The organism is Bacillus sp. TH17 (assembly GCF_016651125.1).
GTDB lineage: Bacteria > Bacillota > Bacilli > Bacillales > Bacillaceae_G > Bacillus_A > Bacillus_A mycoides.
Window position 1 is genome coordinate 4,107,776 of sequence record NZ_JAEKEN010000001.1, and the last position, 25,656, is coordinate 4,133,431.

A 25,656-nucleotide genomic window follows, 5' to 3' on the forward strand; every position below is an offset into this window, starting at 1 on the left:
CATTACTCACCTCTCATGCGAAGTCTAGAGCGCTTCTCTCTCTTTTCAGCCTTCTGCTCAGCTTTCTCAAGTTTACGCTCTTCTTTTTCAATCTTTTTCTCTTGTCTCGTAGTACGGTAATGATTATACACTTCAATTGCTGCGCTGCTCCACTGTACAACTTGTGCCACTTTATCTGCATTATTTTCAATTTCGTCCGTAACAGACTCTGAAACGTTGCGAAGCTTCGTATTTAAAGAGTGAATCGTCGTTCCGATTCCATCCACACCTTCTACTACTTTATTTAGCGACTGTGACTTCTGTTGAATATCATCAGCTAACGCATTTGTCTTATGTAATAATTGCTCCGTCTCTACGCTTATTCCTTGCATTTGCTTTTCTAAACCTTCTAACGTGCTCGCAACGTTTTCTAACGTCTTCTGAACCGATAACAACGTTCTGCATACATACACTACTAATACTGCGAAAGCAACCGCGATAATAGCCGCACTTACATATAGAAGAACTTGCATTTCATCACTTCCTTTATCTTTTTCATACTTTCTCCCATTATACAATCATTTTCCGTTTCATTCTAATCCCTATCTTTTCATTAGAATTTTCATACTTATTCGTTAACTTTAACATAAATGATTCAACAAATTCCACTAAGTAGGTTACAATAAGAGAGGATACATAATTAGTAGGGAGGCTTTACATATGAAAGATCCACGCATTGAAAAGTTAGCATACAATTTAATTAACTACTCTATTCGTTTACAAAAAGGCGAAAAAGTATTAATTGAAAACTTTGGCTTACAAAAAGAACTTGTAACTGCACTTGTAAAAGAAGCATATGCAGCTGGTGGTTTCCCATTCGTTTCTTTAAAAGATCATCAAGTAGATCGCTCTTTATTAATGGGTGCTACTGAAGAACATTTCGAACAAATCGCTGCATATGAAGCTAGTGTAATGAAAGATATGGATGCTTACATTGGCCTTCGCTCTGGCGATAACATTAACGAACAAGCTGACGTTCCAAGTGAACGTATGAAAGTTCACGGCCAAACAGTTGGCAAAAAAGTTCATAGAGACATCCGTGTTCCGAAAACGCGCTGGGTTGTTCTTCGCTACCCAAATGCTTCTATGGCGCAGCTTGCTAAAATGAGCACAGAAGCTTTCGAAGACTTCTACTTCGAAGTTTGTAACTTAGACTACGGTAAAATGGATAAGGCGATGGATAGCCTTGTTACATTAATGAATAAAACAGATAAGGTTCGCTTAACTGGCCCTGGAACTGACTTAACATTCTCTATTAAAGACATTCCAGCTATTAAATGCTCGGGTCATTTAAACATTCCAGATGGTGAAGTATATTCTGCACCAGTTCGCGATTCTGTTAATGGTACAGTTTCTTACAACACACCATCTCCTTACAACGGTTATACATTTGAAAATGTACAACTTAAATTTGAGAATGGCCAAATCGTTGACGCAACTGCAAACGATTCAGAGCGCATTAACAAAATCTTCGATACAGACGAAGGCGCACGCTACGTTGGTGAGTTCGCAATCGGCGTAAACCCGTACATCTTACATCCAATGGGAGACATTCTATTCGATGAAAAAATCGATGGCAGCTTCCACTTCACTCCTGGACAAGCTTACGAAGATGCATGGAACGGCAACAACTCAAACATACACTGGGATTTAGTATGCATCCAGCGCCCTGAATACGGCGGCGGCGAAATTTACTTCGACGACGTACTAATCCGTAAAGACGGACGCTTCGTTGTAACTGAACTAGAAGCTTTAAACCCAGAGAACTTAAAATAATAATAAAAACGCTCGGAATTGTATCCGAGCGTTTTGTTATTATTTCCACTCTATATCGAACTACTTTCCTCGCTTTTTGTTTGCTGGAAATGAAAATAAAATAAAAGCGTCACTGCAATAGTACCTATTAATATTGGAACATATAAGGGCAGATCCCATTTCATATATACTCTAGTGCAACCAACAAGCACAAACAAAATTTCTAAACAGAATAAAGGTTTTACATATTTCATTTCTTACCTACCATTGCTATTTTTACATTTGGGTTCTCTTTCTCGATAAGCGCGAAAAATTCATTCATATCTTGCGGCATCGCAACCATATGTACTTTGTATGCATTCGTCGTAATTTCAAGAGATTTTCCCACTTGACGAATGATTCTTATCTCTTTCAATACGATATCGTCATTTAAAATGCCGTACTTTAATACACCATTTTCTACTTTATGCTTTTTAATAAATACTTCCCAAACGAGTGGTACATTTACAAGGAAACATAAACCCATTCCAATTAACGCTGACATCCACTGCTCTTTATTTGTGAGAATCATGACAAGTGGATATACAAACATAAAAGCTAATGTGAGACAAACGAAAATTACTACCGATTTACTTCTTTGAATCGGAATGTTCATACACGCACCCCCTACCCTAAATTATACCACTTTTTCCATTTTAGTTCATAAAAAAAGGCCATTTCTACATGACCTTCTTAAACAATATATCTATAGAATTTCTTATCCACCTGTAACACTGGAAAACTTTTTGGCAACTCGTCTATACTCACACTTTGGAAATTATTCTTTTCATAAAAGCGATGCGCTGCTAGAAATTTAACTGTTGTTCCTAAATAAATGTCTTCCAAGTTCTTTTCTTTCGCCCAAGAAATTGCCGTTTGAAGTAGCATATGTGATGCACCCCATTCTTTTCCGCGGAACTCTTTCTTCACGAACATTTTTCTTAGCGCTACTTGATGCTTTCCAATATCTAATAAAGCTACCGTTCCAACTACTTTCCCATCATAAGTTGCTACCCAAAAATTTCCGTTGTCCCTTTGATAGAACGTTTCTATTTCTAGTAAGTCCGGCTGCTCTTCTTTCGTAATAGGGACATTGTACTCTTTTTGCTGAATATGAACGATAAGATCTACTACTTCATCTTGAAACTTACTTTCATACGGAATAATACAAATCTTCTCGTTCATCGAATCTTCTTCCATTCTGAAGCTAGTAAACTATACACAGCGATATCGTGAAAATGATCATATAACCATTCTTCATCTCTTAAAATACCATCTAACTTAAAACCTAAACGCTCTGGAATAGCTCGGCTTTTCACGTTTTCAACACCGCATCTAATTTCTATTTTATTTAATTTTAAATTCTCAAATGCATAGTGAAGTACAGCTTTCACGCTACGCGTCATAATACCTGTCCCACCAGCATCTTCTGCAAGGTAATATCCGAGACTTGCCGCTTTCTTCCCCCAACTTACCGGATGAATGCCTACCATCCCAACGAGCTTTCCTTTATAACGTATGCCACTTTCAAAACCGTCTCCCTCTGCAAACTTCTTTAACCACATCGGACAAATTTCATCATACGCACCAGCAGATTTCGTCCCATCTACCCAAGGAAGCCATCTTCGTAAATGATTACGGTTTTGGTCTATTAATTCATATAGTTCCTCTTTATGATGCTTCTCTAATAACTGTAATTCGATTTCGTCATCTACTCGGAGTGTGAACATGTTTTTTTAGCCCCTTTTAATTTTCCTATTATTCTAACACTTATAGGTGAAAAAAAGTTAAACATTCGCACTTTTTCGGTTTTACATAAGAACAATCACTATATATGATTGATATCTAGATATGAATCATATATAGTTAAAGTATGGAAAAAAATGATAATTTTATAATTCAATTACGTAAAGGTGTTTTTGATCTTGCTATTTTGTCTTTAATAAGCAAACAACCTATGTATGGATACGAAATTACAAGTGCCTTACAAGATATCCCTGTGTTTCATATCCCGAACGGTTCGATTTACCCTATATTAAATCGAATCACGAAAAACAATTGGGCTGTTTCCTATTGGGAAGAGTCCGGTGATGGGCCAAAAAGAAAATACTATCGCATTACAGACGAAGGGAGAGAAATTTTAAATAGTCGCTTACATGATTATGATGCAGTATACCAAGCTCTAATGTTACTAGCTAAAGGAGAGGATAAAAAATGAACAAGGAACAATTCTTTTCAAATGAACTCATTGTTTCTTTCTTACACGATCTTCATAAAGGTTTAATGAACTTACCTACGTCAGCAAGAGAACAACATGTGCTAGAAATCAAATCCGATTTATATGAAAATGCATTAAGTAAAGAAAGTGAAGGGATACCATCAGCAAGCATTCCTTCACAAGTGATTGAAGAATTTCTTCCTCCAAAAGAATTAGCAAAGGAAATTACAGTAGAATATACAGATGTTATTCAAGATGCACAGCAATCTACAAATACATTTATTAAATACTTTACAGGGTTATCAATTGCTCCACTCGGTGCTCTATCAATGCCTATCGCATTAGGTTTTATCAATATTTCAGCTAATTTACCATTTTTATTAGCCTTTATCGCAAGCAACATTTGGTTCATCTGTAGAGAAAACCATTGGAATACAAATCAATTAAAATTTTTAAAAACAGTGATTTCATTTAGTACTAGCGTTTTAATCGCTCTTCCATTTGCATTTTTCGCGATTCGAATTATAATAACAAAACAATTCGATATTTTTTCATTCTATTATTTAATTGGATATGTACTTTTTAGTTCAATTTATATCGTTTTGTTAAAACAACTATACAAAAAGAATAAACAATACCAACATATCAACGCTTTTTAAATGTATCGAACACAACAAAAAAAGACGCACAGCCAAGCTATGCGTCTTTTCTATTACTTCTCTGCAACTTGAACTTCTTTTACGTAAGCTGCTTCGAATTTTTGGATGTCACCTGCGCCCATGAAAATAAGAACGCCGTTTTTATGTTTCTTTAATACATCCGTTGTTGTATCTGTAATTAGTTCTGCGCCATCGATACGTTTTTGCAGATCTTCAATTGTTAATTCACCTTTGTTTTCACGTGCTGATCCGAAAATATCACATAAGTATACTTGGTCAGCTTTACTTAAGCTTTCCGCGAACTCATCTAAAAATTTCTCTGTACGTGAGAATGTATGTGGTTGGAATACAGCGACAACTTCACGCTCTGGATGTTTTTGACGAGCTGCTTCAATCGTTGCATTAATTTCTGTCGGATGGTGTGCATAGTCATCAATGATAACTTGTTCTCCCATTGGCTTTTCATTAAAGCGACGTTTTACGCCTTCAAAAGTTGTTAGCTGATGCTTAACTGCTTCTACATCAACGTTTTCATAATGGCAAAGCGCGATTACTGCTAATGCATTTAATACGCTGTGATCGCCGTATCCTGTAATTTTGAACGTGTCATAATACGTATTACGAACGAATACATCGAATATAGTACCATCAGTTCTCTTTTGAATGTTACGTGCTTGGAAATCATTATCTTCTCCAAATCCATAGAAAATAACAGGTACTTTCGCTTGAACTTTTTGAAGTTCTTCATCATCACCACATGCAATAATACCTTTTTTCACTTGCAATGCCATCTCTTGGAATGCATTAAATACATCATTGATGTCTGCAAAGTAATCTGGGTGATCGAAATCGATATTTGTCATGATTGCATAGTCTGGATAGTAAGACAAGAAATGACGACGATACTCACAAGCTTCAAATACAAAATACTTACTATTTTCTACCCCATGCCCCGTTCCATCTCCAATAAGGTATGATGTTGGGTGTGCACCTTGCATTACATGGGCTAACAAACCAGTTGTTGATGTTTTTCCATGTGCACCAGTTACAGCAACACTTGTGTACTGATTCATAAGATCACCTAAGAAGTGATGGTAACGATGTACTGGGATATTTAATTCTTTTGCTGCTACGATTTCTTCATGCGTATCAGGAAATGCATTTCCTGCGATAATCACTTGTCCTTCTTTAATATTATTCTTATCAAAAGGAAGGATGGAAATACCACGCTTTTCCAATGCTGTTTGTGTAAAGAAACGCTTTTCATAATCAGACCCTTGAACAGTATGCTTCATGTCATGAAGAATTTGTGCTAATGAACTCATTCCTGTTCCTTTAATTCCTACAAAATGGTAAACTGTCATCTTAAAGAACCTCCAACATTTCGAACTAATACAACGGCCTATCTATAAGACAGTATATGAATCTTTTCTTATTTTGGTAATCATCATACATTTCTGATGCAGTGAATTTCTTTTTATATTCACTTATCAGTGATAAACTCGTACGTACTTCTTTTATGTCCATAACACATTTATTATAGCAAAAAACAAGCCGCTATACTATGATAACAGAAAAACTGATAGGGTCAATCACCTATCAGTTTTTCTCGCTTTTACATATCTTCTTTTGTTTCTAATTGAACACGCTCTAGACGTGAATTTGGACGGTATTTACGACCAGCTTTTGCTTCTGGTTTTCCATTTAATTCTACGTTATCACCAGTAAAACCAATATTCATTTTTAATAAGCTACTTCCTACTCCGTATATATCGACAGGAACATTTTGAGCTTCAAATTCACGAATACGCTTCTCATCAAACCCACCAGTTACAACGATATCTACATGTTGGAACCCTTCCTCATCAAGAGCCTTACGAAGTGCAAATACAAGTGATGGATTTACACCACGTGGATCGAATGTTCCAAGTACTTCTGGGTGACGAATGAAGTATTGATCAATCATTGTGCGAGACGTATCGACACGTACACCTTTTAATGTTGATCCAAATTCACGCGCTACGCGAAGTGCATCTGTAATGACATCATTGTTATAATCAATTAGTACGACTAATTCATCTTCTGGGAATTTTTTATGATATGCCTTTGCAGCTTCAACAACATCACCATTAAACATTTGAATTAAAGCGTGAGGCATCGTCCCCATACCACTTCTGCCCCACCATTCATTCATTGCATGCGTCGCTTGCGCGCTCATACCTCCGATGTATGCCGCATAGCCGTCACCAGCTTGTTGCGTATAATGATCGTCACGATCTCCCATGAAAATAACCGGTTTTTCTTTATCTACACTACGTGCAGCTTGGACAACGTTATATACGTTTGTCGCAACTGATGTACGACGAGCTAAAATCCCATCAATTACACCTTCTAAAAAGCCGAAGTATTCATAAGGACCATGAATTGTTAAAACTGTTTCAAACGGACTAATATTATCGCCATCCTTTAAAGAATGAATTTCTAATTCCTCAGGATTTTTGGCAAATGTTTGTAGCAATGCGATTACCTCATCTGCTCCGCAAAGAACTGCATGTTCTTTTTGAAAAAACTGCATTGTTACAACACTTTTCGGGCGAAATTCTTCAATGATTTCTCTAGTTTTTAAAAAGTAAACAGCAGAGAACCAGCCTTCTCCAACACGTTCATCAAATTTAAATGTTTTATTTGTTAGTCGATTTATTTCACCTTTTAATTTTAATTCAATTTCTTTCATGTCGCTTTACTCCCTACTTTACTATCCAACATTTTCTATTAGTATACAGCAAAACCGTTTCCTATACATTTGTTTCCTGCATAGCAGCGAATTCATCCTCAGAAATAAGGACATCTCTCGGTTTCGTTCCTCTTCCTTCAGAAATAATCCCTTGCGACTCCATCTCTTCAATTAGACGTGCCGCGCGATTATAACCTATGCGGAATTTTCTCTGTACAGAAGATGTGGACGCTCCCCCTTGCTCTACAACAAATTGACATGCATCAAAAAATAGTTCATCTTCAGACTCACTCTGCTCTGATTTTGCTAATAAATCCTCTTGCTTAAATAAGTAGTTTGGCTTCATTTGCTTTTTCACATGATCAACTGTTCTTTCAATCTCATCATCTGATACGTATACACCTTGTACACGAACTGGTTTAGATGTGCCGTTTCCTAAAAATAGCATATCACCACGACCAAGTAACTTCTCCGCGCCCCCAATATCGATAATCGTACGCGAATCAACTTGAGATGATACTGTAAACGCAATACGCGTTGGAATGTTTGATTTAATTAAACCTGTAATAACGTCTACAGATGGACGCTGCGTCGCAACTAATAAGTGAATACCACAAGCACGAGCTTTTTGTGCAATACGACAAATCGCTTCCTCCACATCACCAGGTGCAACCATCATTAAGTCCGCTAACTCGTCAATGACAATTACAATATACGGTAATGTCTCACCTGGGATTTCTCTACCACTTACAATCGTATTGTAACGAGTTAAATCACGAGCACCAGCATGAGCAAACAATTCATAACGACGTTCCATCTCTTCAACCGCCCACTTTAACGCAGCTGTAGCTGCTTTTACGTCAGTAATAACAGGTGCTACAAGATGTGGAACAGAATTGTATGGTGCAAGCTCAACCATCTTCGGATCAATTAGTATCAACTTCACTTCATGCGGCTTCGCTTTATATAAAATGCTCGTTAAAATCGCGTTAATGCACACACTTTTCCCTGAACCAGTTGCACCCGCAATAAGTCCATGTGGCATTTTTCGAATATCCGTTACAATTGGATCACCGGAAATATCAAGCCCCAGCGCAACTGTAAGCGGTGATTCACTCTTTGTAAATACAGGACTTCTTAAAATTTCACGCAGGAATACTGGCTTACTTTCCTTGTTTGGAACTTCAATTCCAATTGCACTCTTCCCTGGAATTGGCGCTTCAATTCGAATATCTTTCGCAGCTAAACTTAACTTAATATCATCACTTAAATTTGTAATTTTATTTACTTTCACACCTGGGTCTGGTTGTACTTCAAAACGAGTTACCGCCGGCCCTTGTGACACATTAATAACATGTGCTCCAACATGGAAATTATTAAATGTCGTATTTAATAATTCTTCCTGTTCTTCTAGCCACTCCGTATTATCTAATGCTGCCTGCTGTGGAATTGACAACAACGTTAATGGCGGAAGTTCATACTTCGGTGGCGCTTGTAGTACGTTGCGCATATCATTCTCTTTTTGATTTACAACATATGCTTTCTCTTGTACTTCCGTACTTGAAATTGACTCTTGTACTTGTCCAGCCACCACTACTTGTTGCATCGGTTTTTCTTCCACTTGCGGTTCCACTACCACTTGCTGCATTGGTTTTTCTTCCACTTGGGCTTCTACTACCACTTGCTGCACTGGACTTTCTTCCACTTGCGGGTCTACTACCACTTGCTGCACTGGTTTTTCTTCCACTTGCGGGTCTACTACCACTTGCGGGTCTACTACCACTTGCTGCACTGGCTTTTCTTCCACTCGTTCACTGACAGTTGATTGCATTACGTTCGTTCTTGCCGCATGTCTTTCCATTAATTTCTTTCTATCCTGCTTTAACATGACAACATTAAATGGGACATGACGTTTTTTCTCACGTTTCGGTTCTTCTATTTGTAAAGCAGGCTGTTCTTCAGCAACTTGCTTCTTTTCTTCCGCTTCTTCAATTAAAACGTTCGCAAAGTTTTGAACATCTTTCTTTGTTTGCTCATCCGTTTCTGAAACTGGTACGAATACTTCACTTTCTTCCTTGAACGTAATTGTTTCTTGTTGAGAAATCACTGGTTGCTCTGCAACTGGTGTATTTTCCACTAAATCTGTATTCATCGTTTCTTCAATTACTGTTTCTTGAGAAATTGGTTCTTCTTTCTTAGTACCCTCTAACTCCGCAACTTCTTCTGTCGCTTCCTCAGATTTCTCTAATTCCACAACTTCTTCTGCTTCTTTAGATTCCTCTAATTCCACAACTTCTTCTGTCGCTTCCTTAGCTTCTTCTAATTCTGCAACTTCTTCTGCCGCTTCCTCAGCTTCCTCTAATTCTGCAACTTCTTCTGCTTCCTCAGCTTCCTCTAATTCTGCAACTTCTTCTGCTGCTTCCTTAGCTTCTTCTAACTCCACAACTTCTTCTGTCGCTTCCTCAGATTTCTCTAATTCTACAACTTCTTCTGCTGCTTCCTCAGCTTCCTCTAATTCCACAACTTCTTCTGTCGCTTCCTCAGCTTCCTCTAATTCTGCAACTTCTTCTGCTGCTTCCTCAGCTTCTTCTAATTCCACAACTTCTTCTGTCGCTTCCTCAGGTTTCTCTAATTCCACAACTTCTTCTGCTGCTTCCTCAGATTTCTCTAATTCCACAACTTCTTCTGCTGCTTCCTCAGATTTCTCTAATTCCACAACTTCTTCTGTCGCTTCCTCAGATTTCTCTAATTCCACAACTTCTTCTGTCGCTTCCTTAGCTTCTTCTAATTCCACAACTTCTTCTGTCGCTTCCTCAGATTTCTCTAATTCCACAACTTCTTCTGTCGCTTCCTCAGTTGCTTCTAATTCCACAGCTTCTTCAAAAGCATCTGGTATTTCTATAGTAATTGTTTCTTCAAGCTTTTCATCTGCTTTTACAATCACTACATCTTCTAATGTTTCTTCTTCGACTTGATTTGCTGCAACTTCAGCAACAGTTTCTTCTATTTCTGTATTACATTCATTTTCTTCTGTTAATATCGAATACACATGCTCTACTTTAGAATCTATTGACTCTTCTTGTAAAGTTTCTTCGTTATCTTCTGTAGATGATAACGCCACTACATCTTGCTCCTGCTTCAAGGCTTGTACAATTGTAGCCTCTTTTTCCACATGCTGTCCTACTGTTTTATGAAGCAAATCATCACTTAGGCTTTCTTCTAATGAAGGGGCTTGACGTTCAACTTCGTAACCGTTTTTCTCTAACCATGTATCCACAACCGATTTTTCTTCTACTTTATTACTTCGTTCGTTCACTCCGTTCTTAACAGATGAACTTCCTTGTAGAACTCCCGAAAAGTCAGATAATGTATATCCCTTTTTCTCTAACCATGCGTCAACAACAGCTTTTCCTTCAACAGATATTTCAAGATCTTCTCTTACCTTTTCTTCCTCCTGCACAACCTTCGTTTCTACTGAAGGACGGTTATATCCATAAATCGGAGAAATCATTTCTGTTGGACGAAATGGTCTACGGTTACTTTCTTGCGACGGTACGAATGCTTTTTTTACGACAGGCTCTGGTTCCGGTTCATATTGCAATTCCGGTTCCTCATATGTAGGTGCTTCTGTTTCCACATACGGTCGTCTGCTTCTTTCCACTTTTATTCCTCTTTGAGTAGGCTGTTCTTCATATACTCCTCTTTGAATAGGTTGTTCTTCAAAGTTAGGCAGTTCTCTTACATCCTCCTCATCGAATCCATTATCTGGTATTAATGGAAAACGACATTTCCCTGCATTCCGACTTGCCATTTGTGCTTCTCTTGCTTCAGTGTAGTGGTTTACACGAGGAATTTTCGGCTGACTTGCCATTTGTGCCGGTACTTCTTTATTCATCACTGTTTTTTCTTCCTCTTTGTTAAACAGCTTTTTCATCCAATCTAACATGTTTACCACTCTTTCTACTAAATAGTAACATCCTTTATTGTATCAGCATTCGGCAAAAAGTGCAGGTAAAATTAAGCATATTAGTTTTATCCATAATATTCTAATTCACGATTGTTTTTCATATAGAAAAACGAGGTCTTACATGTAAGACCTCGTTTAATCTTTACCCTTCCGATATTCATCCACACTATCCGTTACACTTTGCAATAAGGAATTTACATACTGTGGGTCAGATAATTTTTTGTCTTCTTCAGGGTTTGACATAAATCCAAGTTCTAATAGTACTCCTGGAACTTTTGACCAATTAAATCCAGAAAGATCATCCCGAAATTTAATTCCATTTACTTTCACTTGATGATTCTCTCTCATTTTATTTACTATCGTTTGAGAGATTTGAAGACTTTCAGCATAAATCTCTTTCGTATACGGACTTCCTTCTGCCGGTGTCAATACAGCAAATCCACTTTGATTTGGATTTTCAGAACCATCTGCGTGAAGGCGCAAAAATAAATTCGCTTTATGATCATTCGCGAATGTTGCTCGTTCCTTATTACTTATATCAACCTCATGTGACGTTCTCGTCATCAATACTTGTATACCTTTTGCTTCCAGTTTTTCTTTCAATATAAAAGCCATCTCTAATACAAGAACTGATTCCCTCTTTTTCGTTACAACTCCCGCTGTTCCGTCTGTTACTTTATATTTTTGCGTAGTTGCTCCTGGACCAATTGCCTCTAAATTTAAATTCGCTTTTTGTTGATGCCCTGGATCAATAACGACGAGAAACTTTTCTTGTTTTTCATTACTCTCTACTTTTTGTTCATTATTTTGCAGCGGTTGCTCAGTTGGCTGCAGCGGCGTAGTTTCCTCTTTCTTTTCCTCGGCCAGCACTTCCTCCTGCTTATGTTCCACTTGCTCATTCGTTTGAATTGCTTGCGGCTGTTCTTTCTTTTCTTGTTCTTCTTGCTGCTTTTCTACCGGTGCGTCTTCCTTATTATCTTTGTTTTTTTCTTGTATAGAAGATGTTGTTTCTTTTTTCGTCTCTTCTTGCGAACAACCTCCCATATATATTCCAATGACTGCAATAGCGCTCATTATTTTTATATACTTCATTTTTCTCTCCTATCACTTTGCACCGGTCTCAAAGTTTTTCTTATAATTGTTTTATAATTTCATCCATATTTCCAATATGAACGGGTTGCCACGTTTCTGTACCACGCTCTGCGGTATAGACTAGATAAGCATCATCAGCTACATTTACGAAAACAGGATCCCCCATATCCGTTTCATATCCGATAACAATCCATTCCTCTTTCCATTTTCCACTTTCTTCACTTATTAATGAATTTTTATGTTTATCATATCGATAACCGATTTGTCCTTTTTCTAATTCATTTTCGCTAAACACATATATTTCATAGGAACCTAGTTCGATATCTTGCTGTTTTGAAGTTTCAATTCGTTTCAGAAGTTCTGCAATTTTTGGTTGTTGTTTCATGCGTCTACCCCCTTCTTTTTCTAAATTTTACCTAATCCATTTTTGAAATACAATATAGATTTTGAGAGGAAACGTTACAATGCTAGGAATTTCGCACAAAAAAATAGCCTCACATATGCGAGACTACTTTTTCTAACATCAATTAAAATTTAAATTCTTGTCCAACTTCAAAGCTATCTTCTAATACAAGAATACCTTTTTCTTCTGGAGCATCTGGAAGCTCTAACTCACGTGCAGAGCAAATCATTCCAGAAGAAGGAACACCGCGAAGTTCAGCTGGTTTAATTAACATACCACTTGGCATTACAGCACCGATTTTTGCAACAACAACTTTTTGTCCTGCATCAACGTTTGGTGCACCACATACGATTTGTAATGTTTCTGTACCGATTTCTACTGTACAAATGTTTAATTTATCAGCATTTGGATGCTTCTCTTTTTCAGCTACATAGCCTACAACAAATTTCGGCGTGAAATCAGCTTCTACTTTTTCTTCAAAGCCATTCTTCGCTAAAATTCCGTTAATTTTTTCAACAAACTCTTTCGTTAATGTAACGTTTCCGTTGTCTGTTACTTCTACATAAGAAGACGCATTAAAGATGTTGAATCCTGCTGTTACGTTGCTTTCACGATCGTATACGCGAGCAACATCTCCTTTGCGGTCAAATGTACGGTTTTCTAAAGTAATATCTTGTAAGGTAACAATTAAAGTGTCACCAATTCCTTCAAGGTTGTAAAAAACGTTCACTTCGTTCATCCTTTCTCTTTTCCATCTGTCTTCTTCCGATTCTTCGCTAAAATAAAGATTGGTTCGAAGTCCCCATCTTCATATACGAATGAAAGTGATGTAATCGGAACATGCCCTTCGGCAAAAAATTTCATTGTCATTTGTGCAATAATATCATAACCGATTTCGTTGACGATATCAGCAATAATTAATACATCTTGGTGAGGAACTGCAACAACCATATCACCAGAGATCTTTTCACGCATCGAGTGTAGTAACGATTCGTTTAAAATACGACTCGCATCGTATCCATCATTTGTGTTTAAAAAGTAGAATGTATTACTTGCTACTGTCTCCTGCTTAAATTCATAGCCTAATGAGCGAGCATTAAATAATGCCATTTCACGTACTTGTTCCTCTGTAAGCTCTAATTTTTGCAATAAGCGCTCATCAATTAATCGATATGTTTTATTAGAATCTAGCGCATAGTAAATACGTGTTTCCGCCGTATGGTCCGTCATAATAAACGGATTTCCTTCTTCTGATTGTTTCGGGAAAGAAGTAGAGCGAATAACAGGTAAAATTTTCGCCGTGCTATTTTCTTCTTTATGCATTGCAATTAGCGCTTCTTGTACGTAATAAGCGACCTCTTCAATTGCTTTTTCTTTGTTCACTTCCCATTTTGCAACTACTCCTGGAAGTGATACGTTAATACCTTTTTTCGAGTCTGTTTGTTCAATACGAAGAACTTCTTTCTCGCTATCATAATGAAAGTCCCATTCTGCTCGAGATAATTTCTTCATTAACTCGTCTTTCATCTTTTTACTTGTCATTTTCATCTCTTTTTCCTCCCTTCCAAAAAAATAACCTCCCCCGCGAAGGTAGAGGTTGTTTTTACAATTCAATTGGCTAATTGTCTTATTTTAAACCTTCAATAAACTCTTCGATTTGCTCTTGTGTTTTACGATCTTTATTTACATAGCGTCCAGTTTCTTCACCTTTATTGTACGCTACAAAGCTTGGAATGCCAAATACGTCTACTTTCACGCATAAATCAATAAATTCATCACGATCTACATAGTAAAATGAGAAGTCACTATACTTCTCTTCCACTTCTGGCATAAATGGATCAACGAAACGGCAATCTGGGCACCATTCCGCTGAGAACATGAAGACTACATTCTCTTCATTTTTTAATTCTTGGAATTGTTCCATGCTTTCTAATGATTTCATCTATATTTCCTCCTCTAACGAGTGCACTTTTTCACACTATAATCTTTTCTTTATACTACCATACATCGCGCATGGTGCAAGGTTTATGCTTGCTTTTCATCATACTTATATTGCCCAACAAGTAACTTAACAACGTGTACAAATAATTCCGTTCGGTCGACATAATCATCTGTAAAAATACCGATAGCACCTTCGTGACTACGAATATCTTTTCGCTCTACAAACTCTTCCATCACTTCACTTAGCTCTTTTCCTTCTTCAAGCGGTGCTAAAAAATCGTCTGGTAACTTAATACGCGCCCCGCCCGCAACAAATGTTTTACCTTCAATCGTCGCTAAAGCACCCCAGTTACACATAAATAACCCATGCTCCGTTTTCATAACGCCGCCTTCTAGCCCAATGCCGATATGAGCTGCACCTTCCTGCAATGCTCTCTTCGCTCTATTTACTGCTCCTTGCATCGTCTCTTCATCTGAAAAAGGCTGATTTGCTACTCCTGATGGAACAGAAAGAGATGTAATTTCAGCATCTTCCCAAACCTTCTCCACAGCCCCAACCTTCGTCTTATTCTTCGATCCAACTACTACCTTCATTTCATTCACCTCTATATAAATTCATCATTCTATCCTAATACTAGCCTCGAACACCAAATCAGTCTTCATGACTGAGATTTATACCGTAGTGCGCCTGACCGCACACACGCATCTCTGTGTCATCTCTCCCACCTAAAAAAAGAAAAGGTTTTCCAAAAACAGCCTTCCTCTCTCTTCCTATCCAAGGTCTTAATACACCATTCGAGCACCAACTAGGCACTGACCGCTCCCATTCATCGCTGGGTCATCTATTCAACCTAAAAAAAGAAGGGTTTTTCACCCTTCCTCTTTACGCGTTATTCTTAATTGTCTCTAACGTCGTTTTGTCCGTTGCTCTCACAAGCTTCGTAATTAATTCCTTCGCTGCCGCATAATCATCAACATGTAAAATAGAAGCATGTGTATGAATGTAGCGTGCACAAACACCAATTACTGCTGATGGGATACCAGAGTTACTTGTATGCACACGGCCCGCATCTGTACCACCTTGTGAAATAAAGTATTGGTACGGAATGTTATGTGTTTCTGCTGTATCTAAAATGAATTCACGCATTCCTCTATGTGTTACCATTGTACGGTCATAAATACGAAGAAGAGCGCCTTTTCCTAATTGACCGAACTGCTTCTTATCACCAGATGCATCATTTGCTGGACTTGCATCAAGCGCATAGAAAATATCTGGTTGAATCATATTTGCAGCAGTTTGTGCTCCGCGAAGACCTACTTCTTCTTGTACAGTCGCACCAGAGTATAATGTGTTTGGCAATGTTTCATCTTTTAATTCCTTTAGCAATTCGATAGCAAGGCCACATCCATAGCGGTTGTCCCAAGCTTTCGCCATAATTTTCTTTTCATTTGCCATTGGCGTGAATGGGCAGATTGGAACGATTTGTTGCCCTGGCTTTATGCCAATTTCAATCGCATCTTCATAACTATCTGCACCTATATCAATTAACATATTTTTTATATCCATCGGTTTTGCACGTTGCGCATCACTTAATAAATGAGGAGGAATGGAACCAACAACCCCAATAACAGGACCATTCTTCGTCATAACTTGTACACGCTGAGCTAATAGTACTTGGCTCCACCAGCCACCTAACGTTTGAAAACGAAGCATCCCATTTTTCGTAATTTGCGTAACCATGAAACCTACTTCATCCATATGACCTGCTACAAGAACGCGCGGGCCAGTTTCGTCCCCTTTTTTCAGACCAAATACGCTACCTAAACCGTCTTGCACAATCTCATCAGCATATTTGCTTAATTCTTGCTTCATAAAACTGCGCACATCATGTTCAAAACCTGATGCACCTTGTAATTCTGTTAACGTACGAAATAATTGTAATGTCTCTTTATTCACGAAGTCCCCTTCTTTCAAACCTTAGTAGAATACCTCTTTTATTGTAACGAAATTTTCGAAATGTTTCTAGTTTCTTCTTTTTTAGTTGCATTTGCATTATAATTATTATTGGTACACTATTTTTATTTTACAGAATTGAGGTGAATATATGAGCTGGAAAGGTTTAGTCACAGGTCTTGGCGTTGGGTTCGCAGCTGGTTATTTCGTTGCAAACAAAGTACAAGAACAATCCCATATTTCTTCAGAAAAAGCATTGAAAATGGTGAAACAAGCATTAAGTCATAAAGGTGAAATTACTGGCTCTTGGGTACATATGGTTCCGGAGGCATTTGAAAAATATGATGTCGCATACGAAGTTTATCGCGGCGGTCTTACAACGATGTTAGATGAAATACAAGAACGATTTGAATTTTTAGTTGATGCTAAAACAGGTACTGTTTTAGAGGTTATAGCAGCATAAAAAGAGGTTTCCCATTAGGTGAACCTCTTTTTTTTAGAATTACCAACAAAAGCTGATAATAACAGCTATACATAATAAGTGGAGATTGTTCCAATAAATATTTTTGGACACCTTCCTCTTATTAATATTAAGCTTCTATATTTGTTTTTCTCTCTATCTTCTCCACTATATGTCCTTCCTCATTCCACTTTACTGCACGGTAATATGCATCATGATAAAAAGTAAACCACGCCTCTTTTTCAGCACCATACTTCATCCACTTTTGTTTATGTTCAATCGATGTCATTGGATAGTCATCGTATGCCATTACCCATAATACATTTTGATGTGCATGCGTCGGTAAAATGTCCGCTAAATGAAGCATCGTTTCACCCTGACTTTCAAGGACGACAACGGCATGTCCATCGCTATGACCACCCGTATGCACCATCTTTATTTCATCCGTAATTTCTATTTCTTTCCTGAACGTAACAATCTTATCAACGATTGGCTCCCAATTTCCCTTCCAATATGTATTACGCGATCTAACATTCGGATTTTTCATTTCATTCCATTCAGTCTCACTTACATAAATCGTTGCGTTCGGAAACGCCGGAACAAGTTGATTTCCCTCCCATTTTGTTAAACCAGATGCATGGTCAAAATGAAGATGCGTCATTAAGACGTAATGAATATCTTCAGTATGCAGTCCCAATTTTTCTAAAGATTCCTTAACTGATGATTCTTCTGTTACACCTTGATTCCGCTTCATTTTCTCATTCAATTTACCATTCCCTATCCCTGAATCAATAAGCATGTTTCCTTCTTTCGTTTGTAAGAGTAATGGATCTGTTCGTAAATAAATATGATTTGTATCATTATGTTTATATTTTCGTGACCAAAGTACTTTTGGCACAACTCCAAACATCGCGCCTCCATCTAAATGTGTATTCCCACCTTTTAGCCACGTCACTTTTATATTTCCAATTTGTAACTGTTCCATATCCCATCCCCCTTTTCCATTTAATTTTAACATAATATTCCGATTATTTTTCATATAAAAAACCTATGCATTACTGCATAGGCTCCGTACGATATTTTGCTTCAACTCGATAAATACGATGACCTTTACTAGAAAATTTCTCTTCGTATTCTGTCATAATGTTTCCTTCATAATCACTATTATGAAGATCTAGGCTAAGGTAAGTTAATAACATGCCATACTCAGCCATACTCATAATAGAATATTCAAATAAACCTTGGTTATCAGTTTTGAAATGAATTTCTCCGCCATCTACTAACACTTCTTCATAATTGCGTAAAAATGTTTTATACGTTAAACGACGCTTCGTATGACGATTCTTCGGCCACGGATCTGAGAAGTTTAAATAAACGCGGTCAATTTCACCTTTCGCAAAGAAAACTGTTAAATCTTCAGCATCTTTATTAATTAACTTTAAGTTCGGTACTTCTTCTTCAATTAATTTATCAAGTGCATCTACAACAACACTTGTGAATTTTTCAATTCCAATATAGTTAATATGCGGATTTGCTTTTGCCATATCATACATGAAGCGGCCACGTCCTGTACCTACTTCAATATGAATTGGCTGTTCATTTCCAAATATTTCTTTCCAGTTACCAGCGCTCTCCTCTGGGTTTCCAATTACGATATGTGAATACTCATTAATTCGATCCATTGCATAAGGCTTATGTCTTAAACGCATAGATGTCTCCCTCTCTTTACAAAACTATTTTAAAGGAAAAATTCCTTCTTTCTGTTTTAATCAATCTATCAAACAAAAAACCAAGTACGTACGAGCACTCGGTCCGTTTCTTTCAAGTATAAGATGTACCATTTTGATAAAAACTACATAAAGCATTAAACATTCCATGACGAAACAGCTTTTTCTCTTACATTTCTAGGGAGAGAAAAACACTCGAAAGGATGATCCGTTCATGCCAATTAATCAACAGCATCAATTAGAAGTGTTAAAAGATATTTTAATCAACCATCAAAGTGATTGCTGCGGGACAGTTTCTGAATGCGAGCAATTAGAGCGACTCATTCAATCGTTACTCGCAAACGATAGTATAAGTAGTGACACTAAAGTAATGCTAAACGATGTATATTCTTATAGTCAATCGGGTAAATCTTCCTCTAATTTGGACAACCATATTTCCAATAATCAAGAACAACTTACTCAGTGGATTGCTGGAATGGACAATTTTTCTTAAGTATTATTCTGAAGCAAGTAGTTGCTGTAAATATTGATGCCAATATTTAGCTTCTGCTTGCTGCTTTTTTGTTGTGTGCCATTGCATAGATAAAATCGTTTGTGCTATCACATACCATCTCATACGCCTAAGCAATGATTCATCTAGTTCAATCTCATAATATCCGAGCCACTCACTCCATTCATGGCGCGGAACATACCAATATAATAACATACCAAGATCTAAAGCTGGGTCAGCAATAACAGCCCCATCCCAATCAATTAAAAACAATTCATCTTCGTCCGACAATATCCAATTGTTATGGTTTACATCACAATGGCATACAACGAATTCATTGTACTCAATATCTTTTAATAACTCCGTTAAATATTGAAGACCTTGCTGAATTGTTTCATCAACTCTTATATCTCCTCTTAAAACGAGCTGTAATTGTTGTAATAACTCTTGCGCATGAAGCGGCTGCTTTCCTAGCCTTTGAATCATCTGCACAAGCGCTTTAGAGGAGTGTATTTTCTTCAAAAGTTTCGCAACACGTTCTAGTTTCATATCCTCTGGCTCTAACTTCTGTCCCGGAAGCCATTTTTGAGCAGAAATTACATCACCGTTCGTTACCCTTCTTGTCCAAAGTAATTTTGGAACAATTCCTTCTGCTGACAATACCGCTAAAAAGGGCGATGTATTCCGCTTTAAAAATAACTTTTGTTGTCCGTTTTGCGCAATATATGCATCGCCCGTTACTCCACCAGCCGGTATAAGACTCCACTCTTTTCCTAATAATTGTTCCAACCATTCCATATTCATTACCCGTTAACAAATCCTTATCTTTTATAGTTATGAAAAGAAAAACCGCAACATTTCTACGCATGTTGTGGATTCATATATTTTACTGTATTTGAATGAAAAAACTTGGCATAAGCCGAAAACAGGATAAATCACCTGTTCTTCTAGTTTATTTTACAAAATCAATCATAGAATGACAACTTATGAAAATCGTCACCTTTGTCAATTCTACATTTATTACATTCTCATCGTCAAGTAGCGATTTGTCACATTATCGTCAATATATACGTGCTAATTGGAGCCAATTGAAGTTCCTTTCCTCTAAATGAAGAAATTGGCTCTATTTTCGCTTGCTTTTCGTTTACTAACACATGCCACGTTTCTTCTTTTGGAAGCTGCACCGTTTTAGCTTCCAAACCGCTATTAAATAAAACTACAATCTCTTTCCACGGTCCAAATAATTCTACATGCTCTAGGTGGTATGCCAGTACTTCTGTAGATGTTTGCAAAAAAGTCATATGCTTTTTTATAAGGTCCGCATTTTGTAATCGGAATGCCCCGTGCCCTTTGCGAATCGCAATTAACCCTTTTATATAGTTAACGGTCTCCATCTCTTTCTCTTTTTGATCCCAATCTAATTGATTAATTTCATCATTTGCATTATAGCTATTTTCGTTCCCTTGCTTCGTACGATAAAACTCTTGCCCCGCATGTAAGAAAGGAATCCCTTGTGAAAGAATAACCATTGCGGTTGCTAAACGATGACGCCTTTTCAAAATTTCTTCTGATTCTGGATTACTTTGCACTAGTTTATCCCACATCGTCATATTATCATGACATTCTACATAGTTGATGCTTTGTACTGGCTCTAGGAACAATCCTGTTTCTTTCATACTTAAAAGGCTACCAGCTACTATATACTGCAAATGATTACAGTCTACATGCCCACCAAATGCAAAGCCACGTTTATTTATATTAAAAGTACTTCCTTTTATTCCATCACGAAATTGATCATTAAACTGTGCGATACATGGCATTTTATTCGCATTATTTAACGTCGCTTTCTCTTCAAGAGGAAGCGGTGTTTGCAAATCCCATCCTTCACCTAATAACAGCGCATCCTGCTTTATTGTTCGTACTTCTTTTTCTAATTCATTCATCGTTTCAACATCTAAAATTCCCATTAAATCAAATCGGAATCCATCAACATTGTATTCAGTAAGCCAATATAAAACAGATTCTATAATAAATTTCCTCATCATTTTCCGTTCAGATGCTATATCATTTCCAACTCCCGTCCCATTAGAAGGCATACCGTCTTCCCCATGACGAAAATAATATCCCGGGACAAGCTTCTCAAATGATGATAATTCTCTTTCATAAACATGATTATATACAACATCTATAATCACCCTGATGCCGTGATCATGAAATGTTTCAATTAGTTGTTTACACTCTACTATCCTGTTATATGGATCAGAAAGGTTTGTAACATAAAATCCTGTTGGTATATTGTAATATAACGGATTGTAGCCCCAATTATATGCGGAAGCAGGATTCACTTCATCTATACCACCAAAACAATGTAAAGGTAATAGTTCAACATGTGTAACGCCTAAATCTTTTATATGAGACAATCCTGTTAATGTCCCATTTCGCCCTACTGTCTCCTCTTCCATTAGCCCTTTATATGTTCCTTTCTTATTCACCCCACTGTTTGGGTGAATAGTAGCGTCACGAATATGCAGTTCATACAATATGGCATCTGTCATTGACTGTAATGGTGATAATTCTACTCGTTTTGTCACATTCGTTTTTTCCAAATCGATAACGACGCCGTATTTTCCATTTATCGTCGCAGACTTTGCATAAGGGTCAACCGCTTCGTTCCATATTAAATTAATACAAACAAGGAATGTATATCGTGCTCCATCATGATCACCTTGTAATGTATGAATCCACACTCCGTTTTCTTCTCTGTACATTTCATAATCAATATATTCTTTATCACTTTTATAAATCCGTACTTTCGCAAGCCTTGCAGTCGGAGCCCATACTTTAAATATTGTTTCTTCTTTTTTATACACAGCACCTAAGTCGGTACCTTCGTAATAATATTTTTCATCGAAAACTACTGTTCGAATCACAGCGCCTATTTGTAAATCTGTTTCTTCATTCCGTTCATCCCGTACTGTATAATACTTCCCCACATCTATCGGCTCTTCTATAAAACATTCATACTTCGTTGCATCTGGAAGAGCAATAGTATGAACAATCGGTAACTCTTTCACATTGCTTCCTTCTTGTAAACGAAATGTCCGGCTTGTTCCATACGCATGCGGGAGCAAAATTGTAATTTTATTCATTTCATCTAAATAGGCATCAAATGGACGTTTTACTTTCAACATAAAAAATCACCATCATTCTCAAAATTAAAATAAAGTGAAACTTTAATCAATGGGAACGCTTTACTCCCACTGATTATTAGCCTTCACCAATTGGGCCTTTATGGGCAGTAGATCTCCCACCTAACTTCTTTGCTTCATCCTAATTTGGAGATGGGAGTCTTACTGCCCGCAAATAGGGGGTGAAACGAGCTGCAAGTGATAAGGGTTTTCTTATCAGCGAAGCTCTATACAGTAACACATTATTCCCTATAGTATATTCACCTGTATAAAAAACGTTTTCATACATTCTATTTTTGTAGTTTTATTTCAGTAATCGATTTATACTTCGGCGTTTCCTTAACGTGAGATTCATACAAAGTAATCGTATCTGCTTGAAATGATGTTATAGGTAACTCTTTTACATTTGTCAGATCAAACACTTTTTCTCCTACCCATTTACGCGCAACAGTAATATGTGGATGATAAGGACGTGTATCTAGAGAGAAACCATTTTCTTCACAAATTGTATGCACTTGCTTTTGTAAACTAAACAAATCTTGATTATCACTTATCCCCGCCCAAAATATACGCGGCTGGTCCACCTGTCCGAATGTAGAAAGTCCTTGTAACGTGAACGATAATTCCGTTTTTTCTGTAAGTGTTTGTAATCCATTCTTTATTCCTTCTAACTGTTCCTCTGTCGCACTTCCTAAAAATGAAAGGGTAATATGATAGTCTTCTTCATGTACCCACGAGCGAAATGGTAATTCATCCTTCATTTCCTCTTTATAATTAGAAAGAATTTCTTTTATATGACGTGGTAAAGTTACTGCGACAAAATAATGCGGCACCATCTACATCGTCTCCTTTATGTTATTGTTGCTTTTCTTCCTTATCTCATTCAGCTAAAAAGAATCCGCCCTCTAAAGTAGAGAGCGGTCATTATTTAAATATCTTTTATTTCGCTAATTCATGAATTGCTTGAGCGTAAATCGCTGTCGCTTTTAATAAATCTTCAATTTCAATGTACTCGTCTTTTTGATGCGCAAGTTCTTCTTTTCCTGGGAATAACGGGCCAAATGCAACGCCAGCTTTCAATGAACGAGCATAAGTACCACCGCCAATTGCTAACAATTCAGCTTTTTCACCAGTTTGTTCTTCATATACACGTTGTAAAGTACGAATTAACGTATGATCTTTGTCAACGTGATGCGGGCGAGAGTTAGAATAATCCGCTACTTCAAATCCATGAGTACCAACATATTCTTTTAACTTTGCAATCGTTTCTTCAAAGTTAGTTGTAACTGGATAGCGTACATTTAATCCTAAATTACCACCGTTTTCTTGCGAGTAAGACAGGCGACCAACATTCACTGTTAACGGCCCGCTAATATCGTCTTTATAAGAAATACCAGCTTTTTCTCCAATAATATCACCTGTAAATGTTTCTGTTACAAACGAGGCAAATGAAGCCCCTTTTCCATCAAGAGAAACTTTCGTTAAGAAGTTTACCAATAATAAACCTGCATTTTCTCCCTTTTCCGGAGTAGATCCGTGAGCTGAAATCCCTTTGATTTGCAACGTCACCGTCTTTCCTTCTACAATTGCTTTACCTATTTTTTTAGCAGTTTGTAAATACTCTTCATATGCTACTGTAAGTGTATTTACATCTTCTCCTGTAATAACTGCTTCTGCAAAATCAGGAACCATATTTAAACGACGACCTGACTCAAATGAAATAAGCTTAAATGTGCCTTCTTTCTCTTCGCCACCACTTTGCACAACTTGTATGTCAGAAATTCCTTTTTCCGCATTAATAATCGGAAAATCTGCATCCGGCGCAAAACCGATTGTTGGCATTTCTTCATTTTTAAAATAATGATCTACACACTTCCAATTACTTTCCTCATCTGTTCCTAAAATCATACGAACACGTTTTGAAAGAGGTAAGCCTAATTCTTTAACGATTTTCATCGCATAATAAGCTGCCATCGTCGGCCCTTTATCATCAATTGCACCGCGTGCAAAAATCTTCCCGTCGCGAATATCCGCACTATACGCAGGCGTTGTCCAGCCATCTCCTTCTGGTACAACATCAACGTGACAAAGAATACCTACTAATTCTTCTCCTTGTCCCATTTCAAGATGACCTGCATATCCTTCTAAATTTTTAGAACAGAAACCTTCTGCTTCTCCTTTATGTAACATGAAAGATAAGGCTTTTTCTACACCTTCACCAAATGGTGCGCCCTCTTTCGCAGATTCTTCTTCCCATACACTTTTAATTTGTAAAAATTTTTGTGTATCACGAATTAAATCATCTTTTCGTTTTGTAACTTCTTCTGTCCAATTAATCGTCGACATCACGCATCCATCCTTCACTATATTGTCTCTTTCATCATAGCAAACGAAAATATCTTATGCCATACATGAAAACCTAATAACGGACAATTGTAATATTTCAGATATTTCTTATTAGTTTTTCTTTTATTTTTTCAAAAAAATTTGCAGGAATTTGGCGTTTTACGTAGAAATTTATGAGTTAGTTGACTGACCAGACATACAATGTCAACTACCAATATTTTTCTATATGAATATTTGTTAAACTTTTGTAAAATTTAAGTAAGTTAAAGCATGAATTTTATCATGTAGAGTACAATGGTAGTAACGACCTTCTTTCCTGAATGGGGTCAAAAAAACTAGTAGAGGAGCGGTTTTCTCTTGAAACCTACAACTACTCGTATGCTAACACGCATTAAATCGATTTATATGTACATCAATGAAAACGGTACGGTAACAACGAAAGACCTTGTAGATGAGTTCGGGATCACACCGCGAACAATACAACGTGATCTAAATGTGTTGCAGTTTAATGAACTCGTGTATAGCCCTTGCCGCGGCAAGTGGACAACGACAGGAAAGAAAGTGAGAATGACCTCATAATAAAAAATAATTGTATGTAAATAAATACATACCCCTTTCTAACTCATTAGAAAGGGGTCTTTTCT

Annotated in this window: 27 protein-coding genes; 6 read left to right on the forward strand and 21 right to left on the reverse strand. The window is 37.2% G+C overall.

Features of this window, described 5'->3' with window-relative positions:
• Positions 1-2: 2 nt before the first annotated feature.
• Positions 3-512: a DUF948 domain-containing protein gene (locus tag JFT95_RS21065; RefSeq protein WP_012261840.1), complete on the reverse strand. Its 510-nt coding sequence runs from the start codon at positions 510-512 to the stop codon at positions 3-5.
• A 187-nt stretch (positions 513-699) separates the two neighbouring features.
• Between JFT95_RS21065 and JFT95_RS21070 the strand changes: the two genes are divergently transcribed.
• The gene (locus JFT95_RS21070) at positions 700-1,815 is read left to right on the forward strand and encodes an aminopeptidase (RefSeq protein ID WP_061689098.1); all 1,116 of its coding nucleotides are present in this window, start codon (positions 700-702) and stop codon (positions 1,813-1,815) included.
• Positions 1,816-1,865: 50 nt separating this feature from the next.
• On the opposite strand, the gene JFT95_RS21075 is transcribed toward JFT95_RS21070, so the two are convergent.
• The 4 genes from JFT95_RS21075 to JFT95_RS21090 all read right to left on the reverse strand — a co-directional run bounded on the left by JFT95_RS21075 (position 1,866) and on the right by JFT95_RS21090 (position 3,563).
• A complete protein-coding gene (locus tag JFT95_RS21075) occupies positions 1,866-2,048 on the reverse strand; it encodes a hypothetical protein (RefSeq protein ID WP_201053170.1) in 183 nt (60 codons plus the stop codon).
• Entirely contained in the window at positions 2,045-2,449 is a 405-nt protein-coding gene (locus tag JFT95_RS21080) for a PH domain-containing protein (RefSeq protein ID WP_002143426.1), read from the reverse strand. The genes JFT95_RS21075 and JFT95_RS21080 overlap by 4 nt, the downstream gene beginning before the upstream one ends.
• Positions 2,450-2,526: 77 nt before the next feature.
• Positions 2,527-3,018: a GNAT family N-acetyltransferase gene (locus tag JFT95_RS21085; RefSeq protein WP_201053171.1), complete on the reverse strand. Its 492-nt coding sequence runs from the start codon at positions 3,016-3,018 to the stop codon at positions 2,527-2,529.
• Positions 3,015-3,563, reverse strand: a complete 549-nt coding sequence (locus tag JFT95_RS21090; protein WP_201053172.1) for a GNAT family N-acetyltransferase — start codon at positions 3,561-3,563, stop codon at positions 3,015-3,017. Before JFT95_RS21090 ends, JFT95_RS21085 begins: the two co-directional genes overlap by 4 nt.
• 143 nt (positions 3,564-3,706) lie before the next feature.
• On the opposite strand from JFT95_RS21090, the gene JFT95_RS21095 reads away from it, so the two are divergent.
• Positions 3,707-4,051 carry a PadR family transcriptional regulator gene (locus tag JFT95_RS21095; protein ID WP_012261844.1) on the forward strand — a complete coding sequence of 115 codons (345 nt, stop codon included), beginning with the start codon at positions 3,707-3,709 and terminating at the stop codon, positions 4,049-4,051.
• The gene (locus tag JFT95_RS21100; protein ID WP_201053174.1) at positions 4,048-4,710 is read left to right on the forward strand and encodes an HAAS signaling domain-containing protein; all 663 of its coding nucleotides are present in this window, start codon (positions 4,048-4,050) and stop codon (positions 4,708-4,710) included. The genes JFT95_RS21095 and JFT95_RS21100 overlap by 4 nt, the downstream gene beginning before the upstream one ends.
• 53 nt (positions 4,711-4,763) lie before the next feature.
• Here the strand turns inward: JFT95_RS21100 and murC are convergent, their stop codons facing one another.
• The 10 genes from murC to JFT95_RS21150 all read right to left on the reverse strand — a co-directional run bounded on the left by murC (position 4,764) and on the right by JFT95_RS21150 (position 16,804).
• Positions 4,764-6,074: a UDP-N-acetylmuramate--L-alanine ligase gene (gene murC, locus JFT95_RS21105; RefSeq protein WP_002015598.1), complete on the reverse strand. Its 1,311-nt coding sequence runs from the start codon at positions 6,072-6,074 to the stop codon at positions 4,764-4,766.
• 251 nt (positions 6,075-6,325) lie between these two features.
• Positions 6,326-7,444 carry a nicotinate phosphoribosyltransferase gene (locus JFT95_RS21110; protein WP_002015597.1) on the reverse strand — a complete coding sequence of 373 codons (1,119 nt, stop codon included), beginning with the start codon at positions 7,442-7,444 and terminating at the stop codon, positions 6,326-6,328.
• Positions 7,445-7,505: 61 nt separating this feature from the next.
• Positions 7,506-11,390 (reverse strand): DNA translocase FtsK, encoded by a 3,885-nt coding sequence (locus tag JFT95_RS21115; protein WP_201053175.1) that lies wholly within the window; start codon positions 11,388-11,390, stop codon positions 7,506-7,508.
• A gap of 156 nt (positions 11,391-11,546) precedes the next feature.
• Positions 11,547-12,503: an N-acetylmuramoyl-L-alanine amidase gene (locus JFT95_RS21120; RefSeq protein WP_201053177.1), complete on the reverse strand. Its 957-nt coding sequence runs from the start codon at positions 12,501-12,503 to the stop codon at positions 11,547-11,549.
• A 40-nt stretch (positions 12,504-12,543) separates the two neighbouring features.
• Positions 12,544-12,888: a hypothetical protein gene (locus JFT95_RS21125; protein ID WP_002015616.1), complete on the reverse strand. Its 345-nt coding sequence runs from the start codon at positions 12,886-12,888 to the stop codon at positions 12,544-12,546.
• Positions 12,889-13,030: 142 nt separating this feature from the next.
• Positions 13,031-13,645, reverse strand: coding sequence for a YtpR family tRNA-binding protein (gene ytpR, locus JFT95_RS21130; RefSeq protein WP_002089041.1), 615 nt, complete (start codon positions 13,643-13,645; stop codon positions 13,031-13,033).
• Positions 13,642-14,454, reverse strand: a complete 813-nt coding sequence (locus JFT95_RS21135) for a DUF1444 domain-containing protein (protein ID WP_201053178.1) — start codon at positions 14,452-14,454, stop codon at positions 13,642-13,644. The genes ytpR and JFT95_RS21135 overlap by 4 nt, the downstream gene beginning before the upstream one ends.
• Before the next feature lie 79 nt (positions 14,455-14,533).
• On the reverse strand, positions 14,534-14,848 hold the full coding sequence (locus JFT95_RS21140) for a thioredoxin family protein (RefSeq protein ID WP_002015619.1): 315 nt from the start codon (positions 14,846-14,848) through the stop codon (positions 14,534-14,536).
• An 83-nt stretch (positions 14,849-14,931) separates the two neighbouring features.
• Positions 14,932-15,441 (reverse strand): DUF84 family protein, encoded by a 510-nt coding sequence (locus tag JFT95_RS21145; RefSeq protein ID WP_002089045.1) that lies wholly within the window; start codon positions 15,439-15,441, stop codon positions 14,932-14,934.
• Between the two features lie 289 nt (positions 15,442-15,730).
• Entirely contained in the window at positions 15,731-16,804 is a 1,074-nt protein-coding gene (locus JFT95_RS21150; protein ID WP_201053180.1) for a M42 family metallopeptidase, read from the reverse strand.
• 148 nt (positions 16,805-16,952) lie between these two features.
• Between JFT95_RS21150 and JFT95_RS21155 the strand changes: the two genes are divergently transcribed.
• Entirely contained in the window at positions 16,953-17,264 is a 312-nt protein-coding gene (locus JFT95_RS21155; protein WP_002015622.1) for a PepSY domain-containing protein, read from the forward strand.
• A gap of 127 nt (positions 17,265-17,391) precedes the next feature.
• Here JFT95_RS21155 and JFT95_RS21160 read toward each other — a convergent pair whose 3' ends face one another.
• Both JFT95_RS21160 and trmB read right to left on the reverse strand, forming a co-directional pair.
• Entirely contained in the window at positions 17,392-18,246 is an 855-nt protein-coding gene (locus JFT95_RS21160; RefSeq protein ID WP_483862087.1) for a YtnP family quorum-quenching lactonase, read from the reverse strand.
• A gap of 70 nt (positions 18,247-18,316) precedes the next feature.
• Complete coding sequence (trmB, locus tag JFT95_RS21165) at positions 18,317-18,970, reverse strand: tRNA (guanosine(46)-N7)-methyltransferase TrmB (RefSeq protein WP_002015624.1); 654 nt, start codon at positions 18,968-18,970, stop codon at positions 18,317-18,319.
• 232 nt (positions 18,971-19,202) lie between these two features.
• On the opposite strand from trmB, the gene JFT95_RS21170 reads away from it, so the two are divergent.
• Positions 19,203-19,481, forward strand: a complete 279-nt coding sequence (locus tag JFT95_RS21170) for a YtzH-like family protein (RefSeq protein ID WP_002015625.1) — start codon at positions 19,203-19,205, stop codon at positions 19,479-19,481.
• Between the two features lie 3 nt (positions 19,482-19,484).
• Here JFT95_RS21170 and JFT95_RS21175 read toward each other — a convergent pair whose 3' ends face one another.
• The 4 genes from JFT95_RS21175 to pepV all read right to left on the reverse strand — a co-directional run bounded on the left by JFT95_RS21175 (position 19,485) and on the right by pepV (position 25,012).
• The gene (locus JFT95_RS21175; protein WP_201053182.1) at positions 19,485-20,282 is read right to left on the reverse strand and encodes a phosphotransferase family protein; all 798 of its coding nucleotides are present in this window, start codon (positions 20,280-20,282) and stop codon (positions 19,485-19,487) included.
• A 245-nt stretch (positions 20,283-20,527) separates the two neighbouring features.
• Positions 20,528-22,669: a type I pullulanase gene (pulA, locus tag JFT95_RS21180; RefSeq protein WP_201053184.1), complete on the reverse strand. Its 2,142-nt coding sequence runs from the start codon at positions 22,667-22,669 to the stop codon at positions 20,528-20,530.
• Positions 22,670-22,956: 287 nt separating this feature from the next.
• Positions 22,957-23,502, reverse strand: a complete 546-nt coding sequence (thpR, locus tag JFT95_RS21185; protein WP_201053186.1) for an RNA 2',3'-cyclic phosphodiesterase — start codon at positions 23,500-23,502, stop codon at positions 22,957-22,959.
• 103 nt (positions 23,503-23,605) lie between these two features.
• Entirely contained in the window at positions 23,606-25,012 is a 1,407-nt protein-coding gene (gene pepV, locus JFT95_RS21190; RefSeq protein WP_002089051.1) for a dipeptidase PepV, read from the reverse strand.
• A 357-nt stretch (positions 25,013-25,369) separates the two neighbouring features.
• Here pepV and JFT95_RS21195 point away from each other — a divergent pair, with 357 nt between their 5' ends.
• Positions 25,370-25,591: a DeoR family transcriptional regulator gene (locus JFT95_RS21195; RefSeq protein WP_000805512.1), complete on the forward strand. Its 222-nt coding sequence runs from the start codon at positions 25,370-25,372 to the stop codon at positions 25,589-25,591.
• The last annotated feature ends 65 nt before the right edge of the window (positions 25,592-25,656 follow it).

What these genes read in the sequence shown, in the direction of transcription:
- JFT95_RS21065 (WP_012261840.1), bottom strand. Translation starts at nt 512, where the DNA reads ATGCAAGTTCTTCTATATGTAAGTGCGGCTATTATCGCGGTTGCTTTC.
- JFT95_RS21070 (WP_061689098.1), top strand. Translation starts at nt 700, where the DNA reads ATGAAAGATCCACGCATTGAAAAGTTAGCATACAATTTAATTAACTAC.
- JFT95_RS21075 (WP_201053170.1), bottom strand. Translation starts at nt 2,048, where the DNA reads ATGAAATATGTAAAACCTTTATTCTGTTTAGAAATTTTGTTTGTGCTT.
- JFT95_RS21080 (WP_002143426.1), bottom strand. Translation starts at nt 2,449, where the DNA reads ATGAACATTCCGATTCAAAGAAGTAAATCGGTAGTAATTTTCGTTTGT.
- JFT95_RS21085 (WP_201053171.1), bottom strand. Translation starts at nt 3,018, where the DNA reads ATGAACGAGAAGATTTGTATTATTCCGTATGAAAGTAAGTTTCAAGAT.
- JFT95_RS21090 (WP_201053172.1), bottom strand. Translation starts at nt 3,563, where the DNA reads ATGTTCACACTCCGAGTAGATGACGAAATCGAATTACAGTTATTAGAG.
- JFT95_RS21095 (WP_012261844.1), top strand. Translation starts at nt 3,707, where the DNA reads ATGGAAAAAAATGATAATTTTATAATTCAATTACGTAAAGGTGTTTTT.
- JFT95_RS21100 (WP_201053174.1), top strand. Translation starts at nt 4,048, where the DNA reads ATGAACAAGGAACAATTCTTTTCAAATGAACTCATTGTTTCTTTCTTA.
- murC (WP_002015598.1), bottom strand. Translation starts at nt 6,074, where the DNA reads ATGACAGTTTACCATTTTGTAGGAATTAAAGGAACAGGAATGAGTTCA.
- JFT95_RS21110 (WP_002015597.1), bottom strand. Translation starts at nt 7,444, where the DNA reads ATGAAAGAAATTGAATTAAAATTAAAAGGTGAAATAAATCGACTAACA.
- JFT95_RS21115 (WP_201053175.1), bottom strand. Translation starts at nt 11,390, where the DNA reads ATGTTAGATTGGATGAAAAAGCTGTTTAACAAAGAGGAAGAAAAAACA.
- JFT95_RS21120 (WP_201053177.1), bottom strand. Translation starts at nt 12,503, where the DNA reads ATGAAGTATATAAAAATAATGAGCGCTATTGCAGTCATTGGAATATAT.
- JFT95_RS21125 (WP_002015616.1), bottom strand. Translation starts at nt 12,888, where the DNA reads ATGAAACAACAACCAAAAATTGCAGAACTTCTGAAACGAATTGAAACT.
- ytpR (WP_002089041.1), bottom strand. Translation starts at nt 13,645, where the DNA reads ATGAACGAAGTGAACGTTTTTTACAACCTTGAAGGAATTGGTGACACT.
- JFT95_RS21135 (WP_201053178.1), bottom strand. Translation starts at nt 14,454, where the DNA reads ATGAAAATGACAAGTAAAAAGATGAAAGACGAGTTAATGAAGAAATTA.
- JFT95_RS21140 (WP_002015619.1), bottom strand. Translation starts at nt 14,848, where the DNA reads ATGAAATCATTAGAAAGCATGGAACAATTCCAAGAATTAAAAAATGAA.
- JFT95_RS21145 (WP_002089045.1), bottom strand. Translation starts at nt 15,441, where the DNA reads ATGAAGGTAGTAGTTGGATCGAAGAATAAGACGAAGGTTGGGGCTGTG.
- JFT95_RS21155 (WP_002015622.1), top strand. Translation starts at nt 16,953, where the DNA reads ATGAGCTGGAAAGGTTTAGTCACAGGTCTTGGCGTTGGGTTCGCAGCT.
- JFT95_RS21160 (WP_483862087.1), bottom strand. Translation starts at nt 18,246, where the DNA reads ATGGAACAGTTACAAATTGGAAATATAAAAGTGACGTGGCTAAAAGGT.
- trmB (WP_002015624.1), bottom strand. Translation starts at nt 18,970, where the DNA reads ATGCGTTTAAGACATAAGCCTTATGCAATGGATCGAATTAATGAGTAT.
- JFT95_RS21170 (WP_002015625.1), top strand. Translation starts at nt 19,203, where the DNA reads ATGCCAATTAATCAACAGCATCAATTAGAAGTGTTAAAAGATATTTTA.
- JFT95_RS21175 (WP_201053182.1), bottom strand. Translation starts at nt 20,282, where the DNA reads ATGAATATGGAATGGTTGGAACAATTATTAGGAAAAGAGTGGAGTCTT.
- pulA (WP_201053184.1), bottom strand. Translation starts at nt 22,669, where the DNA reads ATGTTGAAAGTAAAACGTCCATTTGATGCCTATTTAGATGAAATGAAT.
- thpR (WP_201053186.1), bottom strand. Translation starts at nt 23,502, where the DNA reads ATGGTGCCGCATTATTTTGTCGCAGTAACTTTACCACGTCATATAAAA.
- pepV (WP_002089051.1), bottom strand. Translation starts at nt 25,012, where the DNA reads ATGTCGACGATTAATTGGACAGAAGAAGTTACAAAACGAAAAGATGAT.